The sequence below is a fragment of the Zoogloea dura genome (assembly GCF_012927165.1).
Classification (GTDB): domain Bacteria; phylum Pseudomonadota; class Gammaproteobacteria; order Burkholderiales; family Rhodocyclaceae; genus Zoogloea; species Zoogloea dura.
The window spans coordinates 98,927-117,071 of the sequence record NZ_JABBGA010000006.1; the positions used below are offsets into that span (position 1 = coordinate 98,927).

The 18,145-nt window shown below is 67.1% G+C and carries 18 protein-coding genes; 9 read left to right on the forward strand and 9 right to left on the reverse strand.

Annotation, left to right across the window (positions count from 1 at the left end):
- Positions 1–276: 276 nt before the first annotated feature.
- The 8 genes from nifH to HHL15_RS09685 all read left to right on the forward strand — a co-directional run bounded on the left by nifH (position 277) and on the right by HHL15_RS09685 (position 6,893).
- Positions 277–1,158 (forward strand): nitrogenase iron protein, encoded by an 882-nt coding sequence (gene nifH, locus HHL15_RS09650; RefSeq protein ID WP_169145555.1) that lies wholly within the window; start codon positions 277–279, stop codon positions 1,156–1,158.
- A gap of 144 nt (positions 1,159–1,302) precedes the next feature.
- Complete coding sequence (nifD, locus tag HHL15_RS09655) at positions 1,303–2,751, forward strand: nitrogenase molybdenum-iron protein alpha chain (protein ID WP_169145556.1); 1,449 nt, start codon at positions 1,303–1,305, stop codon at positions 2,749–2,751.
- A 66-nt stretch (positions 2,752–2,817) separates the two neighbouring features.
- On the forward strand, positions 2,818–4,377 hold the full coding sequence (gene nifK, locus HHL15_RS09660) for a nitrogenase molybdenum-iron protein subunit beta (RefSeq protein ID WP_169145557.1): 1,560 nt from the start codon (positions 2,818–2,820) through the stop codon (positions 4,375–4,377).
- 71 nt (positions 4,378–4,448) lie between these two features.
- Entirely contained in the window at positions 4,449–4,796 is a 348-nt protein-coding gene (locus HHL15_RS09665) for a 2Fe-2S iron-sulfur cluster-binding protein (RefSeq protein WP_148578767.1), read from the forward strand.
- A gap of 64 nt (positions 4,797–4,860) precedes the next feature.
- Positions 4,861–5,094, forward strand: coding sequence for an FmdB family zinc ribbon protein (locus tag HHL15_RS09670; RefSeq protein WP_169145558.1), 234 nt, complete (start codon positions 4,861–4,863; stop codon positions 5,092–5,094).
- 81 nt (positions 5,095–5,175) lie between these two features.
- A complete protein-coding gene (locus tag HHL15_RS09675) occupies positions 5,176–5,574 on the forward strand; it encodes a COG4315 family predicted lipoprotein (protein ID WP_169145559.1) in 399 nt (132 codons plus the stop codon).
- Positions 5,575–5,604: 30 nt separating this feature from the next.
- The gene (locus HHL15_RS09680) at positions 5,605–6,105 is read left to right on the forward strand and encodes a sigma-70 family RNA polymerase sigma factor (RefSeq protein ID WP_169145560.1); all 501 of its coding nucleotides are present in this window, start codon (positions 5,605–5,607) and stop codon (positions 6,103–6,105) included.
- Positions 6,102–6,893, forward strand: a complete 792-nt coding sequence (locus HHL15_RS09685) for an anti-sigma factor family protein (RefSeq protein WP_169145561.1) — start codon at positions 6,102–6,104, stop codon at positions 6,891–6,893. Before HHL15_RS09680 ends, HHL15_RS09685 begins: the two co-directional genes overlap by 4 nt.
- 288 nt (positions 6,894–7,181) lie before the next feature.
- On the opposite strand, the gene HHL15_RS09690 is transcribed toward HHL15_RS09685, so the two are convergent.
- From HHL15_RS09690 to HHL15_RS09720, 7 genes are all read right to left on the reverse strand, one after another.
- A complete protein-coding gene (locus HHL15_RS09690) occupies positions 7,182–7,397 on the reverse strand; it encodes a hypothetical protein (RefSeq protein ID WP_169145562.1) in 216 nt (71 codons plus the stop codon).
- On the reverse strand, positions 7,394–8,023 hold the full coding sequence (locus tag HHL15_RS09695) for a DUF2238 domain-containing protein (RefSeq protein WP_169145563.1): 630 nt from the start codon (positions 8,021–8,023) through the stop codon (positions 7,394–7,396). Before HHL15_RS09695 ends, HHL15_RS09690 begins: the two co-directional genes overlap by 4 nt.
- 25 nt (positions 8,024–8,048) lie before the next feature.
- Entirely contained in the window at positions 8,049–8,429 is a 381-nt protein-coding gene (locus HHL15_RS09700) for a type II toxin-antitoxin system VapC family toxin (RefSeq protein ID WP_169145564.1), read from the reverse strand.
- A complete protein-coding gene (locus HHL15_RS09705; RefSeq protein WP_169145565.1) occupies positions 8,426–8,632 on the reverse strand; it encodes a type II toxin-antitoxin system VapB family antitoxin in 207 nt (68 codons plus the stop codon). The genes HHL15_RS09700 and HHL15_RS09705 overlap by 4 nt, the downstream gene beginning before the upstream one ends.
- 95 nt (positions 8,633–8,727) lie before the next feature.
- The gene (locus HHL15_RS09710) at positions 8,728–10,827 is read right to left on the reverse strand and encodes an ATP-dependent helicase (RefSeq protein WP_169145566.1); all 2,100 of its coding nucleotides are present in this window, start codon (positions 10,825–10,827) and stop codon (positions 8,728–8,730) included.
- Positions 10,828–10,925: 98 nt separating this feature from the next.
- On the reverse strand, positions 10,926–11,765 hold the full coding sequence (locus HHL15_RS09715) for a hypothetical protein (protein WP_169145567.1): 840 nt from the start codon (positions 11,763–11,765) through the stop codon (positions 10,926–10,928).
- A complete protein-coding gene (locus HHL15_RS09720) occupies positions 11,762–13,399 on the reverse strand; it encodes a DUF4384 domain-containing protein (RefSeq protein ID WP_169145568.1) in 1,638 nt (545 codons plus the stop codon). Before HHL15_RS09720 ends, HHL15_RS09715 begins: the two co-directional genes overlap by 4 nt.
- 180 nt (positions 13,400–13,579) lie before the next feature.
- Here HHL15_RS09720 and HHL15_RS09725 point away from each other — a divergent pair, with 180 nt between their 5' ends.
- Positions 13,580–16,528, forward strand: coding sequence for a CHAT domain-containing protein (locus tag HHL15_RS09725; RefSeq protein WP_169145569.1), 2,949 nt, complete (start codon positions 13,580–13,582; stop codon positions 16,526–16,528).
- On the opposite strand, the gene HHL15_RS09730 is transcribed toward HHL15_RS09725, so the two are convergent.
- Positions 16,513–17,394, reverse strand: coding sequence for an alpha/beta fold hydrolase (locus tag HHL15_RS09730; RefSeq protein WP_169145570.1), 882 nt, complete (start codon positions 17,392–17,394; stop codon positions 16,513–16,515). The genes HHL15_RS09725 and HHL15_RS09730 overlap by 16 nt on opposite strands.
- Positions 17,395–17,403: 9 nt before the next feature.
- Positions 17,404–18,078: a dienelactone hydrolase family protein gene (locus HHL15_RS09735; RefSeq protein WP_169145571.1), complete on the reverse strand. Its 675-nt coding sequence runs from the start codon at positions 18,076–18,078 to the stop codon at positions 17,404–17,406.
- Between the last annotated feature and the right edge of the window lie 67 nt (positions 18,079–18,145).

The window sequence follows — 18,145 nt, forward strand, 5'->3', positions numbered from 1 at the left end:
GTCTTTGTCACATTCCACACAAAGCCGGACAGGCCTGTCTGAATGCTTCGTAAAACTATTATTTCTTTATAAAACAAAGAAATAGAAATTTATTTCGAGGCTGGCACGGCGATTGCTGAATGATCGTCGCACCGATCAAGGCTTGCCGCAGCGTGTGAATACGAAGAGCAAAACGGACGCGAAAGGCTGCATTCCGGTTGCAAGGTAAATGGGTCCCAACACCCGGAATTCGTCAGTGAGTGAAACACCCGTTCAATTCATTTAGGAGATTTGAAAATGGCTGCACTTCGTCAAATTGCTTTCTACGGAAAGGGTGGCATCGGTAAGTCCACCACTTCCCAGAACACCCTGGCTGCCCTGGCTGAAATGGGTCAGAAGATCCTGATCGTCGGTTGCGACCCGAAGGCCGACTCCACCCGTCTGATTCTGCACGCAAAGGCCCAGGACACCGTTCTGTCCCTGGCTGCCGAAGCCGGCTCCGTGGAAGACCTGGAGATCGAGGACGTCCTGAAGGTGGGTTATCGCGACATCCGTTGCGTTGAATCCGGTGGCCCGGAACCCGGCGTCGGTTGTGCCGGCCGTGGCGTGATCACCTCGATCAACTTCCTCGAGGAAAACGGTGCTTACGACGGCGTCGATTACGTCTCCTACGACGTGCTGGGCGACGTGGTGTGTGGCGGCTTCGCCATGCCCATCCGTGAGAACAAGGCGCAGGAAATCTACATCGTCATGTCCGGCGAAATGATGGCCATGTACGCCGCCAACAACATCTCCAAGGGCATTCTGAAGTACGCCAACTCCGGTGGCGTGCGTCTGGGCGGCCTGGTCTGCAACGAGCGCCAGACCGACAAGGAACTGGAACTGGCCGAAGCGCTGGCCGGCAAGCTGGGCACCAAGCTGATCCACTTCGTCCCCCGCGACAACATCGTGCAGCACGCTGAACTGCGCCGCATGACCGTCATCGAGTACGCCCCGGAATCCAAGCAGGCCGCCGAGTACCGGTCCCTGGCCGAGAAGGTCCATAACAACGCGGGCAACGGCACCATCCCGACCCCGATCACCATGGACGAGCTCGAAGACCTGCTGATGGACTTCGGCATCATGAAGAAGGAAGACGAGTCCGTCATCGGCAAGACCGCTGCCGAACTGGCCGCCTAAGGCGTCGAGAGTCGAGGGTCGAGAGTCGGGGCGGATCGTCCCGGCTCTCCCCCCGGAGCCTCGCGGCTCCGTCCGGAACGACCCGATCTCGACTCTCCGCTCTCTACTCTCGACTTACCGATTTGAAATACAAGGAGCGATGAAATGAGTCTGACCGTTGATGAAAACAAGGCACTCATCGAAGAAGTGCTCAAGGCCTACCCGGAAAAGACCGCCAAGAAGCGCGCCAAGCACCTGGGCACCTTCGAGGATGGCAAGCCGGATTGCGGCGTCAAGTCCAACATCAAGTCCCTGCCGGGCGTGATGACGATCCGTGGCTGTGCCTACGCCGGTTCCAAGGGCGTGGTGTGGGGCCCGATCAAGGACATGATCCACATCTCCCACGGCCCCGTCGGCTGCGGCCAGTATTCCTGGGCCTCCCGCCGCAACTACTACATCGGTGAAACCGGCATCGACACCTTCGGGACGATGCAATTCACCTCCGACTTCCAGGAAAAGGACATCGTCTTCGGCGGCGACAAGAAGCTGGAGAAGATCATCGACGAGATCGAGGTCCTGTTCCCCCTGAACAAGGGCATCACCGTCCAGTCCGAATGCCCGATCGGCCTGATCGGCGACGACATCGAAGCGGTGTCGAAGAAGAAGGCCAAGGAATACGTCGGCAAGACCATCGTTCCGGTGCGTTGCGAAGGCTTCCGCGGGGTCAGCCAGTCCCTCGGCCACCACATCGCCAACGACGCGGTGCGCGACTGGGTCTTCGACAAGGTCGATCCGAACAAGAACGCGTTCGAATCCACCCCCTACGACGTGGCCATCATCGGTGACTACAACATCGGTGGCGACGCCTGGTCGAGCCGCATCCTGCTCGAGGAGATGGGCCTGCGCGTGATCGCCCAGTGGTCCGGCGACGGCACCATCGCCGAGCTGGAGAACACCCCCAAGGCCAAGCTCAATGTGCTGCACTGCTACCGCTCGATGAACTACATCAGCCGGCACATGGAAGAGAAGTACGGGATCCCCTGGGTCGAGTACAACTTCTTCGGCCCGACGATGATCGAGAAGAGCCTGCGCGAGATCGCCAGCCACTTCGACGACACCATCAAGGCCAACACCGAGAAGGTCATCGCCAAGTACCGCGGCATGGTTGATGAAGTCATCGCCAAGTACAAGTCCCGCCTGGAAGGCAAGAAGGTCATGCTCTTCGTCGGTGGCCTGCGCCCCCGTCACGTGATCGGCGCCTACGAGGACCTGGGCATGGAAGTGGTCGGCACCGGCTACGAATTCGGCCACAACGACGACTATCAGCGCACCACGCACTACGTCAAGGACGGCACGCTGATCTACGACGACGTCACCGGCTACGAGTTCGAGAAGTTCGTCGAGAAGGTCCAGCCCGACCTGGTCGGCTCCGGCATCAAGGAAAAGTACGTCTTCCAGAAGATGGGCGTGCCCTTCCGCCAGATGCACAGCTGGGACTACTCCGGCCCGTACCACGGCTACGACGGTTTCGCGATCTTCGCCCGTGACATGGACATGGCGATCAACTCGCCGGTCTGGGGCCTCACCAAGGCTCCGTGGAAGAAGGCTGCCTAATTCCTCTTCCGGGCGGGGCTCTGGCCCCGCCGCCCCGCCCTGATTACTGATTCTAGGAGTGCTGTCATGCCCCAAAATGTTGATAAGGTCCTCGACCACGAAAACCTGTTCCGCGAGCCGGAATACAAGGCGATGTTCGACAACAAGCGGAGCCAGTTCGAGTTCCGCGTGCCTGCCGAAGAGCTGGCCAAGCAGATCGAATATGCCAAGACCTGGGAATACCGTGAGAAGAACTTCGCCCGCGAAGCCCTGACGGTCAACCCCGCCAAGGCCTGCCAGCCGCTGGGCGCCGTGTTCGCCGCCGTCGGCTTCGAGAAGACCCTGCCCTTCGTGCATGGCTCCCAGGGTTGCGTGGCCTACTACCGTTCCCACTTCTCCCGTCACTTCAAGGAACCGACCTCCTGCGTCAGCTCCTCGATGACCGAAGATGCGGCGGTGTTTGGCGGCCTCAACAACATGATCGACGGCCTGGCCAACACCTACAACCTGTACAAGCCCGAGATGATCGCCGTGTCCACCACCTGCATGGCCGAGGTGATCGGTGACGACCTGGACGCCTTCATCAAGACGTCCAAGCAGAAGGGCTCCATCCCGGCCGAGTTCGACGTTCCCTTTGCCCACACCCCGGCCTTCGTCGGCAGCCACATCACCGGCTACGACAACGCGCTGCAGGGCATCATCAAGTACTTCTGGGACGGCAAGGCCGGCCAGGGCACGGCCCTGACCCGCATCCCCAACGAGTCGATCAACTTCATCGGCGGCTTCGACGGCTTCGTCTGCGGCAACCTGCCGGAGATCCGCCGCATGCTCGACCTGATGGGCGTTGAGCACACCATCCTGTGCGATCCGTCCGACGTGTGGAACACCCCCACCGACGGCGAATTCCGCATGTACGACGGTGGCACCACCAAGGCCCAGGTTGAAGCCGCGATCAACGCCAAGGCCACCATCAGCTTCCAGGGCTACTCCACCGAGAAGACCATGAAGCTGATCAAGGAGCATGGCCACGACACGACCAGCTTCCATCACCCGATGGGCGTGACCGGCACCGATGCCTTCCTGATGAAGGTTTCCGAGCTGACCGGCAAGCCGATCCCGAAGGAGCTGGAGCTCGAGCGCGGCCGCCTGGTCGATGCCATCGCCGACAGCCAGGCCCACCTGCACGGCAAGAAGTTCGCCCTCTACGGGGACCCGGACCTCATGCTGGGCATGACCGCCTTCCTGCTGGAACTCGGTGCCGAGCCGGTCCATGTGCTCTCCACCAACGGCGACAAGGAGTGGGCCGAGAAGGTCCAGGCCCTGCTGGACGCCAGCCCCTTCGGCAAGAACTGCAAGGCCTACCCCAAGGCCGACCTGTGGCACATGCGTTCCCTGCTCTTCACGGAGAAGGTGGATTTCCTGATCGGCAACACCTACGGCAAGTACCTCGAGCGTGACTGCGGCACCCCGCTGATCCGCCTGGGCTTCCCGATCTTCGATCGCCACCACTACCACCGTTTCCCCATCTGGGGTTACCAGGGCGGCCTGCGTGTCCTGACCATGCTGCTCGACGAGTACTTCGAGGCCCTCGACGCCAACACCAACGGCATCGGGACCACCGACTACTCCTACGACATCATCCGCTGAGCACCGCGGAAGGGGGGAGGCCTGCGGGCCTCCCTTTTTTCACTTATGCAATTGGTAAAGGTAAAGCCATCATGGCCAACATCACCTTCAGCTCGCCCAAGATGAAGAAGGACGTCACCGTCTATGCCACCGCCGGTGACACCCACACCCTGCTGCTGATCGCCCAGAACAACAAGATTCCGGTCGAGTTCGAGTGCGAAAACGGCGAGTGCGGCTCCTGTTGCGTCGAGGTCCAGATCCTCTCCAACAAGACCCCGATGGGCATCGCCCTGACCGAAAAGGAAAAGGTGGCACTGCGCCTGGCTGGCAAGATCACCAAGGAGCAGATCGCCGACGCCGAAGAGAAGGACCTGCCGCCCCCGTACCGGCTGGCCTGTCAGTTCATCGCCCGTAACGAGGACGTGCTGGTCAAGTTCTGACCCGTCCTGCAGCCCCCGCCGGTCGGGGGCTGTACCGTATCCATCGCCCGCCGGGAGTGCCGCCATGCCGATCTACGATTTCCACTGCCTGTCCTGCGACCGGGTCTTCGAACGCATCGTCCGCGCCGACGCGCTGCCGGCCTGCCCCCACTGTGGTGCCGCGCAGGTCGAAAAACTGGTGTCGATGCCCGCCGCGCCCGGCAAGTCTGCCGCCATCATCGCCAGCGGGCGCAAGCAGGCCGCCAGGGAAGGGCACTTCAGCAACTACAGCAAGGCCGACAAGGCCAGGGTGAAGTAAAAGAAATACACCCTCGCGGGAATAAACCCGCCACTGCCTCCGTTTACCCCGTGTAAGCCCAACACGCCAACGGAGGCCATCATGAACATCAAGAACACCGCACTGCCCCTCATCCTGTCCGCCCTGCTGAGCGCCTGCGCCGGCTATGGCGCCATGGCGGCCGCACCCGCACGCGTGGCGGACGGCGTCCTCACCGACGGCAAGGGCATGACCCTCTACGTCTTCGACAAGGACACCGCCGGCAGCGGCAAGAGCGTCTGCAACGGCCCCTGCGCCACCAACTGGCCGCCCCTGATGGTGATGGAGGGCGAGGCCGGCGGGGCCGATTACAGCGTCGTCACCCGCGACGACGGCGGCAAGCAGTGGGCCTTCAAGGGCAAGCCGCTGTACCGCTGGCTGAAGGACCAGAAGCCGGGCGACAAGACCGGCGACGGCTTCAACAAGGTCTGGCACGCCGCCACCCCCACCCTCACCCCCTGAGTCCGCCCGTCCGGTCGCATACTCTCCGCCATGGACAGCACCGCGATCCTTGCCGAACTGCCGCGCCTGCGCCGCTACGCGCGGGCGCTGGTGGGCGACAAGGCGGCCGCCGACGACCTGGTCCAGGACACCCTGGAGCGTGCCTGGTCGCGGCTGGCCCGCTGGCGCCCGGGCAGCGATCTGCGGACCTGGCTGTTCGCCATCATGCACAACCTGCGTATCGACCAGCTGCGCCACGGAGCGCCGGAGTGCGTGCCCATCGACGAGGAGGCGCACGTGCTGCCGGTGCGTGCGTCCCAGAGCGACCGCATCGAGCTGGACAACCTGGCCGAAGCCCTGGCCCAGGTGCCCGAGGAGCAGCGCGCCGTGTTGCTGCTGATTTCCCTTGAGGAAATGAGCTATGCCGAGGTGGCTGCGACCCTCGACATCCCGCTCGGCACGGTGATGTCCCGCCTCTCCCGCGGCCGGGAGCGTCTGCGCCAGATCCTCACCGGAGACAGGGCGTCTCCCCGTCTGAGAGTCGTACGATGAATGCCCCCGTCACCGATCCCGAGCTGAACGCCTTCCTGGATGGCGAACTCGCGCCGGCGCGGCGTGCCGAGGTGGAGCTCTGGCTGGCCGCTCATCCGGATGCCGTCATGCGCCTGGAGCACTACCTGGCGCAGCGCGAGGCCCTGCACCGGCTGTTCAACCCGGTGCTGGACGAAGCCCTGCCGGATGCGCTGCAACAGGCTGCCGTAGCTCCCGCGCCGCCCGGGTGGTGGCGCCGCTGGCCCTGGCAGCAGGTCGCGGCGGGCGTGCTGATGGCCTGCGTCGGGGCGGCGGGGGGCTGGTTTGCCCGGGATCACCAGGTGGTCGCACCCCTTGCGTCCACGGTGGCCAGCAGTGTTCCTCTGCCGCGCCAGGCCGCCGTGGCGCACGCCGTGTTCAGTCCCGATGTGAAGCGCCCGGTGGAGATCAGTGCCGAGCACGAAGATCAGTTGGTCACCTGGCTGTCGAAGCGCCTCGGTACGGCGGTGCGTCCGCCCCACCTGGGGCCCCTCGGCTTCGAGTTGATCGGTGGGCGCCTGCTGCCCGGCAACAACGGGCCGGTGGCCCAGTTCATGTATCACGACGCCAGCGGCCAGCGCCTGACCCTCTACGTCAGCACCGAAAACGCCGGCAACCGCGATGCCGCGTTCCGCTTCGCCCGGGAAGGGGCGGTCAATGTCTTCTACTGGATCGACGGCAGATTCGGCTACGCCCTGTCGGCCGGCATCCCCAAGGATGAGCTGGCAAGGGTGGCCACGGCGGTGTATGAGCAGCTGGAGCGGCGTTGAGCTGCGGTCTGCCTGCGCGTAAATGGGCCCGTAGGGGCGACTTCAGTCACCCGGGGACTTCGATCAACGCATGATGAGCGGCTGCAGAGGGTGTTGTAAAACGCTGCGGTCGCGCCGAAGCGAATGTTGTTCAGGGCGTGTTGGTTATTCTGTGCCTGTGCTGGGCGAATTCCAGGCCAATTCAACGCAAAACAACGGAACGCCGACCAGTAAAGGCACACCAGCTAGAACCCAAAGCGCCGACAGCATCCCCCCGCAGGCCTAGACCGGTGGATTTTGCGACACCCCCTACAGCGCGCGCTGGCAGCGGGCGTCTCGGTAAGGTCCGGCGACCCGGGTCCAGCCGGGGCCGGGGGAGGTCTGGGTGCAGATGCGGCGGTCGCTGTGCTGGCTGGCCCACAGGTACCAGGGGGCCGGGGCTGCGCTGAGGGAGGGAGAGAAGCTCGCCGCCAGGAGCAGGGCGAGTGAGCCTGCAAGCCGGCGCAGGGGGCTTCCTCCGCTCATGGTTGCTTCAGGCCTTCCAGCTGCCGGTCGTGCAGGCGGCCGAACAGGGCCAGGGCGGTGACCGCGCCGATCAGGGCGAAGAACATGTCGGACTGGGTGTCCCACGGATCGCCCTGGGTGCCCAGGAATTCGTCCGCACCTTGGCCGAGGGCCAGGGCAGCGCCCCATTCGATGAGTTCGTAAGTGGCGCTGATCGCCAGCACCACGCACACCGACAGGAAGGCCAGCATCTTCCGCCCCCGTACGTGCTCGCCCCGCAGCAGGATCTCCCGGGCGGCCAGGGCCGGTACGAAGCCCTGGAAGAAATGACCGATCTTGTCGTAGGGGTTGCGGCCCAGGTGCAGCAGGTCCTGCAGGGTGAAGCCCAGGGGGACCCGCGCGTAGGTGTAGGCGCCACCCAGCATGAGCACCAGCGCATGCAGGAAGATGCAGACGTACAGCAGCGAGCTGAGCGGGAAGCGCTGATGGCTGCCGGCCAGGATGGGCAGGGCGATCAGCACCGGCGCCACCTCCATCAGCCAGGTGGCCCGGTCGTAGGGCTGCCAGCCGGAGAGGACGAGCAGCCCGAGCAGCGCGAGTCCGGCAAAGGCCAGATGCGATCCTGGGGGAGAGTGGAGGGGCGTCATGCGGGGGCTCAGGAGGGTTCAGGCGTCAGTGACGGCGGTGCGAGTACGCTACCCCAAAACGTCGGGCAAGCGCCTCAAGCCGCTTGTCCAGCGTCCACAGTCTGGCGCCCGGGGTGATCAGGGTTGAGGCGAGGAGGGTGAGGTCCACCAGCCCGCATCCGAGACCGTAGAGCTGTTCCCGTTCGATGAAGTCCAGTACCTCGCCAAAACCGGCCTGGTTGGCGGGGTGCAACAGTTGCAGATCGCCCAGGCTGCGGTTGCGCGGCGCCGGGGGCGTGCCGCAGGCGAGTTCGATGACGATCATGGGGTGGATGAGTGCGCGATCCTGGCCGATCAATTCCACCAGCTGATCATTCCGGTGGCGGAAATGATCGATCCAGGTGGACGTGTCGATCAGGACGTTCATTGCGGACGCGGATCCTCGCGCCGACGGGGGACATCCGCCATGTCGGGGAGGCTGCCCCCCAGCGCTGCCAGACGTTTGGCGGCCTGCACCCGCACGAAGGTCTTCATCGCTTCGCGAAAGATGTCGGCCTTGTCCATGTCCGGGTCGGCGACTTCCAGCGCCTTCCTGTACAGCTCATCGTCGATGGTCACGGTGGTTCTCATGGCAGCGCTCGTTGATGATTTTTCATGATGCGAGTGTGTATCACAAATTGCATCACCACAATCATGTGCATTGGTGTGCTGGCTTCAGCGTGGCCTCAATCCCACATCGCCCGCATCTTCGCCGCCAGATCCACCGCTGCCTGGCGGGTTTCGTCGCGTGCGGCGGTCTGGGGTTCGGCGGTGGGCCAGGTGATCTGTTCGAAGTGGTTGAGCAGGCGGTTGGGGATGAAGCGGCTGCGACTGGCGTAGACGTGGCGGTCGCCGCTGCCGGACTGGCCGGAGACGTAGAAGCGCTGGGGGATGAGCAGGTCGAGGTGGTCCCGGGCGCGGGTCATGGCCACGTAGAGGAGGCGCATTTCCTCTTCGATCTCACGCTCGCTGCCGGTGGCGAGGTCGGAGGGCAGGCAGCCGTCCACCGTGTTGAGGATGCTCACGGCGGGCCATTCGCGGCCTTTGGCTGAATGGATGGTGGACAGGATGAGGTAGTCCTCGTCGAGCTGCGGAGCGCCGGACTCGTCGCTGGTGGCGTCGGGCGGGTCGAGGGTGAGCTCGGTGAGGAAGCGCTCGCGGCTGGGGTAGGTGGCGGCTATGCGGGTGAGCTGCTGGATGTCGCCCTTGCGCACCTCGTGGTCGTCGTAGAGGCCTTCCATACGGGTCTCGTACCAGGCGGCGATGCGCTCCAGGGGCGCCGGCCAGCTGGTGGCGGCGGCCAGGTCTTCGACCAGGCCGGCAAACTCGAGCCAGCCGGGGCGGGCGGCGTCGGGCACCGGCTGCTCGGGGAGCAGGGCGCAGCCGGGGGGCGCGGCCTGGACGTTGTCGAGGATGCGTCCAGCGATCCTGGGGCCGATGCCTGGCAGCAGCTGGATGGCGCGGAAGCCGGAGACCCGGTCGCGGGGGTTCTGGGCCCAGCGCAGCACGGCCAGCAGGTCCTTGACGTGGGCGGCCTCGAGAAACTTGAGGCCGCCGAACTTCACGAAGGGGATGTGGCGGCGGGTGAGTTCGATCTCGAGCCTGGCGCTGTGATGGGCGGCGCGGAAGAGCACGGCCTGCTGCTTGAGCTTGAGCCCTTCCTCGCGGCGGGCGAGGATCTGCTCGACCACGCAGGCCGCCTGGTCGGCCTCGTCGCGGACGCTGACGAGGCGCGGGCGGGCGGCCGAGACCCTGTCGGTCCACAGGTCCTTGCAATAGCGCTCGCGGGCCTGTCCGATCACCGCGTTGGCGGCGGCCAGGATGGGCTGGGTGGAGCGGTAGTTGCGGTCGAGGGTGACCTGCCGGGCGGGCGGGTCGAAGTGCCCTGGGAAGTCGAGGATGTTGCGGATGTCGGCGCCCCGGAAGCTGTAGATGCTCTGGGCGTCGTCGCCCACCACGGTGAGGCCGCGGCCGTCGGGTTTCATGGCCAGCAGGATGGCGGCCTGCAGGCGGTTGGTGTCCTGGTATTCGTCCACCAGCACGTGGCTGAAGCGCTCCCCCACCTCATGGGCCAGTTGCGGTTCGGAGACCATCTGGGCCCAATAGAGCAGGAGGTCGTCGTAGTCGAGGACTTGCTGTGCCTGCTTGGCCTGCACGTAGGCGCGGAACAGGGCTTTCAGGTCGGTCTCCCAGCCAGCGCACCAGGGAAAGGTGGACAGCAGCACCTCGCCAAGGGGCGCCTGGGTGTTCACCACGGCCGAATAGATGGCCAGGCAGGTGCCCTTGAGGGGGAAGCGCTTGCCCTTGCCGGAGAGGCCCAGCTCGTGGCGGACCAGATTCATCAGGTCGGCGGAGTCTTCCCGGTCGTGGATGGTGAAGGCCGGGTCGAGACCGATGCGTCCGGCAAACTCCCGCAGCAGGCGGGCGCCGATGCTGTGGAAGGTGCCGGCCCAGGCAAAGCCGCCGGCGGCCAGGCGGGCGTGGGCCGGGGAGACTTTGGCGGCGATGCGCTGGACACGCCGCACCATCTCGTCGGCGGCCCGGCGCGAGAAGGTGAGGAGCAGGATGCGCCCGGGGTCGGCGCCACCCGCGAGCAGGTGGGCGACCCGGTGGGCGAGGGTGTTGGTCTTGCCGGAACCGGCGCCGGCGATCACCAGCAGGGGGCCGCCGGCCTGATCGGCCGTGCCGCCATGGGTGGCGGCTTCCAGTTGGGCGGGGTTGAGGCCTTCCAGGTAGGCAGGCAGTCCGGCGGGGGCGCCGGCGACAGCGGCATCGGCTTTGGTCATGGGGCAGCTCGCCCGGCCCGGGCATGCGGAAGATGAGTGAACTGTAATCTTATACAGTCATGCAAAAACCGCAAGCCGGCGTCACCTCCGCAGGCGGGCTACTCGTGGCGCAGGCGGAGGGTCTGGGCGATCAGGGGGTAGGTGCCGGCCGGGGTTTCCTGGAGCAGGTTCGAGCCGTGGGCTTCGTCCTTGCGGAAGGCCGGGGCGGGCGTGGCGGCGTCGCCGAAGGCGCGCGGGTCGCGCAGGCTCAGCACCAGCTGTTCGTCGCCCTTGATCCCGGTGAACTCGAAATACTGGTCCCGGTCCAGGGGGACCAGTATTTCGGTGCCGGCCTTCACCGCCACCACCTGCTCCCGGCCTGGCGGGTAGATCTGGTCGCGTTGGCCGCCTGGGCTGATGGCTTCGATCACCAGGAGGCCGTCAAAGGTGGGGAGCAGCTTGAGCTTGAAGCGCTCGCCGGTGCGGAAACCGTCGCCCAGGGCCCGCAGCCCGGTGGGCAGGCCGTTCCGGTCAAATCCGAGCAAGGCCACGTTCACGCCCTGGTAGTTGACCTGGCCGTCCTTGTAGCTGAAGGCCGCGGTGGGGTCGCCGCTGACTGTGTTGATCGGGGCGCCAGTGGCCTTGGCCGCGACGCCCGGAGTGGCCGCATCCCGCACCGGCAGGATGCTGGCGGTGAGGCTGTTGAGGTAGAGCTTGCCGAGGTTCTGGGGGGTGAGTTCGGTGGTCAGCTTGTCTTCCAGCCAGTCCATGAACAGGGAGGCCACCACCTTGACCGCGGCATTGAGCAGCATGCCCCAGATGAAGCGCGGTTGCATTTCGGCTTCGGCTGCGCTGCCCGAGGCTTGCCGGGGCGGGGTGGGAGGCGTTTGCGCGCTGCCCTGGGCGCTGCAGAGGAGGGCGAGCAGCAGGGCTGCGATGCGGGTGGGCCGGGTGGTCACGGGGCGATTTCCTCGAGGGTCAGCAGGGCGGCGCCGTAGGTTCCTGCGCAGCGTTTGCGGATGGCCAGGTTGCGCTGGGGGTTGGGGTTGGTGCGTTCGCACTCGTCGGTGGCGCCACCGCCCTGGATGGTGACCAGCTGGATGTCCTTGGCGCGGGCCGCGTCGGCGCTGGAGAAGGGGCCGGTCGGTTTGAGGCCGGCGCGGGAGAAGTCCCGCGGGCCGTCGGTGACGATGGCGAGCACGGTGTTGCGGCCGGCCGGGCCCTGGGCTTCGAGCTCCCAGCGCTGGCGGGGCAGCTTGAGGGTCTCGCCGGGGCGGATGCGGTTGTCGCTGTCCAGGCTGTTAGGGAAGAGCAGGTCGAAGGCTTCGCCGTCGGAGCCAGCCATCAGCAGGTAGACGTAGCCGCCTTCCCGCGAGCCCAGGGTGAAGGACACCTTGTCCCGGCCGATGCGCAGTTGCGCCTGGTCGGTGTCGAGGCTCACAAGGCGGCGGTCGTCCCGGTTGTTGTAGATGTCCTGCAGGGCGGCGAGCGGGGTGCGCCGTGTCTCGCCGGGCCCGACGGCGGAGGGCGGGCTGGCGGAGAGGGGGGCTGCCACCGGCGGGGTGGCCGTGACGGGGGCCGCCAGGGAGGCCGCTGCCGTGAGCGCCGGGGCAGGCGTCGCCGCAGCGTAGCTCAGCACCATCTCGGCGTTGCCGGTGATGGCGACATGGTGGGGTAGATAACCCGGTACGTCCTTGAGCCGCCCGTCGATCCCGCGCTGGGCGCATTCGCGGATCTCCTCGGCGGACAAGCCGCCGCTGCCATTGCTGTCCTGTGCGCCACCGGCCATGCAGGCCAGCCAGCTCTGGGTCGCCACGCCTCCCCGGCCGGGCTGGTCGAGGGAGATCTCGTCGGCACGGGCGGCGGCGATATAGGCGAAGTTGCCGCCGCCGTTGCCCGGGCGGGCGGTGGTCAGCACGATGTTGCGGGTCAGGACGTTCACCGGGCGGCTGCAGTTCTCGGCATTGCCGCCTTGCCAGAACTTGGCGGTGAAGGGGGTGTCGCGGCCGAGGGCCCGGGTGGTGACGCCGCCCGAGTGGCAGGCATCGATGAAGACCACCAGCTTGCGGGCACGGCTGGATAGCTTCTTGAGGCGCGCGTCCAGTTCGCGGTCCAGGAAGGCCTGGCCGTCCACGCTCACCAGCGATTCGGCACAGCGCTCGCTGCCGTCGGCCTCCTGCACGGTCTGGCGGCTGCCGTGGCCGGAGTAGTAGATGAACAGCTCGTCGTTGTCACCCAGTTCGGCTTCGAGGCGGTCGAAGGCCTTGCGCAGGCCGGCGAGGGTCAGCTCCTCGTCCCGGAGGGCCAGGATATTGTTCTCCGGGACGCCCATGCGACGCGCGATGGCCCGCGCCGATTCGGCATCGCGGGCCACCCCGGAGAGGGCCGGGATGCCGTTGCGGTAGGCGCCGATGGTGAGGATCAGGGCGCGGACCTGTGCCGAGGCGGGCCGGCTGAAGCCGCCGGTGGGCTGGGGCGCACCGGTGTCGGCGGAGAGCGGTGCGGCAAGCAGGGGCGGAGTGAGGAGCGGGGACAGCAGGGCAGTGAGAAGGAGGGGGGCAAGCCTCCCCGGGCGGGACAGGGTCTTCATCATTCTTGCTTTTTTCCTGACGGTGGGCGGGCTGGAACAGGACGCGGTTCAAGCTTGGCCGGGCCTTGCCGACAAGGCACAGGAGGCCGGGTGCGGTGGCAGGCTCCCGGCCGGCAGCCGGACAGGTGAATATCGATACAAAGACGGGATGCTTGAGGGGAAAAACCGGTGAGTCGGGAAAAAATGTGTTGGAGGCCGAGCCTGGGGAGGCTGGGCCTGATCGTCGGGCTGTGCCTCGCCACGCCGGCCCTGGCGGCATTGGGGGGGCCGGGGCGCGGGCAGGTCGGGGCGCAGTTCCGCCAGTTGGCGGAGAGCATCACCGCGGCGCAGAAGGCCGGCGACCTGGCCCTGGCCGAAGATCTGGCCCGCCAGCGCCTGGCCCTGGTGGACGACGGCCCGCCCCGTCTGCAGGGCAATGCCTACATGACGCTGGGCAGCATACTGCGCCTGCGGGGCCGCGGCACCGAGGCGGAGGTCATGCTGCGCAAGGCCCAGCCACTGATCGAGGACGAGAGCGGGCGGCTCTCCATGGCGGCCATCCGTGGCCTCTTCGGGCTGGCCGGCGTCCTGATCAGCCAGTCCCGCTATGCCGAGGCGGATGCCTTGCTGCGGGACGCGCTGGAGCGCCAGCAGGCTTCCCGTCCGAATCATCCGGACATGTTGCGGGCCTACAACCTGCTGGCCAGGAATCGCATCAACATGACCCGCTTCGATGAAGCGCAGGCTCTGCTCAAGCAGGCGCAGGCCCTTGATCTGACTGAAGGGGAGGGCTGGGGCCTGGCCTACCGGAGGGCCCAGACCATGGACCTGGAGGGGACCCTGGCCTATCAGCGGGGGCAGGCGGGCGAGGCTGAGGCCCGCTTGCAGGCCGCCGTCGAGGCTTACCGGGCGATCGTGCCGGAGACTCACCCGGACTTGATCCAGGCGCGCATCATGCTGGCGGCCGCATTGCTGCTGCAGGACCGGGCGGAGGACGCCGAGGCGCTCCTGCAGGTGCTGGTGCTGCGGGCGGAGGAGGCCATGGGGATGCGCCACCGGGAAACCGCCCGGGCGCATTTCCTGCTGGCCCAGGCCCGCAGCCGGCTCGGCCGGGCTGGTGCCGAGGACATGTTCCGCCGCTCGCTGGAGGCGAGCCGGGCGGCCGGCCATCTGGGGCAGCTGGCCCAGTCCTGTCGTGGCTACGCCGGCTTCCTGGCCGGGCAGAGGCGTTTCACGGAGGCGCTGCCCATCTACCTGGAAGCCCTTGACGCCATCGATACCCAGTTTGCCCGCACGAGGGGCCTGGAGGATGCGGTGCGGGAGAGTTACATCGCCCGCTACGGCAGCTTCTACACCGAGACCCTCAACCTGCTGTTGCGCCTGCACAAGGGCGAACCCCGCGCGGGCTATGACCGGCAGGCGCTGGGCGTGGTGTCGCGCACCCAGAGCCGCCTGTTCACCGAAATGCTGAAACAGGCGGATGTGGGCAAGGTGTCGGCCGACGCGGCCTTCGTCCAGCTGAAGGCACGCCAGGACGCGGCACGGGGGCAACTGGCCGAGATGCGCCGCCTGAGGGTGGAGGCGGGGCGCGATGAGGAGCGGGAGGGGGGGGCGATGTCGACCGACCCCTTCATTGCCGAGCGTCTGGCTGCCCGCCGCAGCCGCCTGGGCGAGGAGCTTGCCGCCCGTGAGAAGGCGCTCGCCGACGCCGATGCGGAGATGTGGAAGCGCTATCCCCGCTACATGGAGCTGACCCAGCCCCGCCCCGTGGATGTGGACCTGCTCCAGAAGCGCGTCCTCAAGCCCGGCGAGACCCTGTTGAGTTATGCCCTGCTGCCGGGGCGGGTCCTCATTTTCCTGGTCGAGAAGGAGCGTTTCCGCCTGATCGAAGTGGTGCGGCCGCGCAAGGAGGTGGCCACCCTGGTGGCTGCGGTCCGACGCCCGCTGGAAGAGGCCGGGGCCACCCTCGAGGGCCTGGGCCAGCTCGACCCGGCTGATCTGAACACTTTGTACCGCATCGTTTTCGAGCCCGTGGAAAGCCTGCTTCCGGCCGGCCGGCGCCTGCTGGTGGTGGGCGACGGCCCCCTCCACATCCTGCCCCTGGAAATGCTGGTGAGCCGCTGGGGGCCGGACGAGCAGCGCGCCTTCGCGGCGGCCCGGGCGACGCGCGGGGCGGGGGCGCCGTGGCTGGGCGAGTACGCCGGCCTGCCCTACCTGGGCCAGCGTCATGCCTTCGCCTACCTGCCCAGCCTGTCCTCGCTGGTGTCGGTGCGCCTCTACCGCAAGCCGGATGTCCGCTACGACCGCGAGCTGGTGTCCTTCGCCGACCCGGTCTTCGAGCGCGGCACTGTGGAGGCCGCCGGCGGAGGCCCGCTCCAGTCCCGGGCAGCGGCTGGCGGCACGGTGCTGGACATCCCCAGGTTGCCCGAGACTGCCGACGAGGCGCGCGAGATCGCCGCCATCCTGGGCGGGCGCAGCGATCTCTACCTGCGGGAGAAGGCCCAGGAGCGGACGGCCAAGACATTGGCGCTGGGGAACACCCGTTACCTGCACTTCGCCACCCATGGGCTGCTGGGCGGAGAATTTGCCCTGGTCAGCCAGGCGCTGTCACGGGAGACGGCCGCCGGCACCGTGCGCAACCTGCAGATCGTCGCCGCGCCCCCTCGCCCGGCCCAGGAAGACAAGCCGGCCCCCGATGCCGATCCGGATCTGCCACTGGCAGGAGGCGCCAGCGAGGGGCAACCCGCCCTGGTGCTGTCCCTGACCGGCGATCTGCGCGGTGAGGATGGCCTGCTGACCATGGGAGAGGTGGTCGAAAGCATGGACCTGAATGCCCAGCTGGTGGTGCTGTCCGCCTGCAACACCGCGGGCGGCAATGGTGGGGCGGCCTCCGGCGAGGGCTTCGCAGGCCTGACGCGGGCCTTCATGTATGCGGGCGCGCGGGGGCTGCTGGTGAGCCACTGGAGCGTGGAGAGCCGGTCGACCCAGCAACTGGTGACCGATCTGTTCCGCCGCAGCCGGGCCGGTGCCGACAGCCTGACGGCCCTCGGCGGTGCCCGGGACAGCCTGTTGCGCAGCCGCTTCGAGGCGGGCAGGACGATTTCCCGGGCTCACCCCTACTTCTGGGCGCCCTTCGTTTACGTGGGGGACTGATCCAGCAGGAAGGCTTCCAGCAGGGCGGCCAGCCGTTCGGGGCAGTCGTGCTGGAGGTTGTGCCCGGCGTCCTCCAGGGTGTGCACCCGGGCCGTGCGGAAGCTGGCCAGGCGGCGCTGGTATTCGGCCTGGTCGTCGTGGAAACGCTCATGGATGAAGCCGTCGTCGGCGGCGACGATCAGCACCGGGGCGACGATCCGGTTCCACATGGCCATCACGTCCTCGATCCGGTAAAGATGGGGAGAGGCCTGACGGTGCCAGGGATCGAAGGCCATCTTCACGCCGCCGTCCGGGGTGGGCTGGCTGAGGGCGCGGGCCAGGAACGCGGCCTTGTCGGCGGGCAGGCGCGGGTTGCCGGCCTGCAGGCGACGGGCCAGGGCGTCGTGGTCCGGGTAGCTGCGCAGGTGCGGCGGATGGTCGATGCCGTCCATCCACTTGGCGAGCTGGGCAGGTGCATCCACGGCCGGGTCCTGCACCAGGCCGAGGAAGTCCAGGATGGCCAGGCGCTCCACCCGCTCGGGGCGGATCGCTGCATACACCGAGGCAATGTTGCCGCCCATGCTGTGGCCCACCAGGCGGGCCGGGGCATCGGGCGAATAGTGGCGCACCAGCGCGTCCAGATCCGCGTAATAGTCGGGGAACCAGTAGGGGCGGTTGAGCCATTCGCTGCCACCGTAGCCGCGCCAGTCGGGGGCGACGATGTGCCAGGGGTGCTGCAGGGCTTCCACCATGAACTGGAAGGTGGGCGAGGCGTCCATCCAGCCATGCAGGCAGAACACCAGGGGGGCATCCCGCGGGCCCCAGTGACGGACGTGGTAGTCGAGGCCGCGGATTTTCAGGGTTTCTGAGGTGCCGGTATCGCGCATGCGGGGCTCTTACAGGTGGCGTTCCAGGAAGGCCAGTGTCCGGCTCCAGGACTGTTCGGCCAGGGTGGCGTCGTAAACCTGCGGCCGGGTGGCGTTGAAGAAGCCGTGATCGGCCACGTAGTGGTGGATCTCCGGGTGTTGGCCGGTAGTGCGCATGGCGTGTTCCAGCGCATCGGCGGCGGCCGGCGTACACCAGGTGTCCCGCGTGGCGAAGTGACCCATGAAAGGCATGCGGATCTGCGCCGGGTCGGCGAACTCCTGCGGGGGGATGCCGTAGTAGCAGACCGCCGCGGAGACCTCGGGCAGATGCACGGCGCTGGCCACGGTGAGGGCGCCGCCCATGCAGAAGCCCATCACCGCCACCGGGCCCTTGCCGTGCTGTTTGAGGTAGGCCACCGCACCGCGGATGTCCTGGAAGGTGGCTCCGGGGAAGTCGAGGCCGGTCATCAGGTGGTTGGCCTCGTCCGGATCCTGGGTGATGCGGCCGCGGAACAGGTCGGGCGCCAGGGCGTTGTAGCCGGCCGCGGCGAAGCGGTCGGCGACGCTGCGGATCTGGGGGTTGAGCCCCCACCATTCCTGGATCACCACCACCCCGGGGCGGTCGTCGCCGGCGTGGGCGTAATAGCCCTGGCAGGGGCTGCCGTCGGGTCGGGAGAATTCGATCAGGTCGTTGGCTGTGGTCATGCGGGGCTCCTGGAGGCGGGGGAGGTGGGCCTGTAAGGGCGGCTTCAGCCGCCCGCGGGTGCCTGAC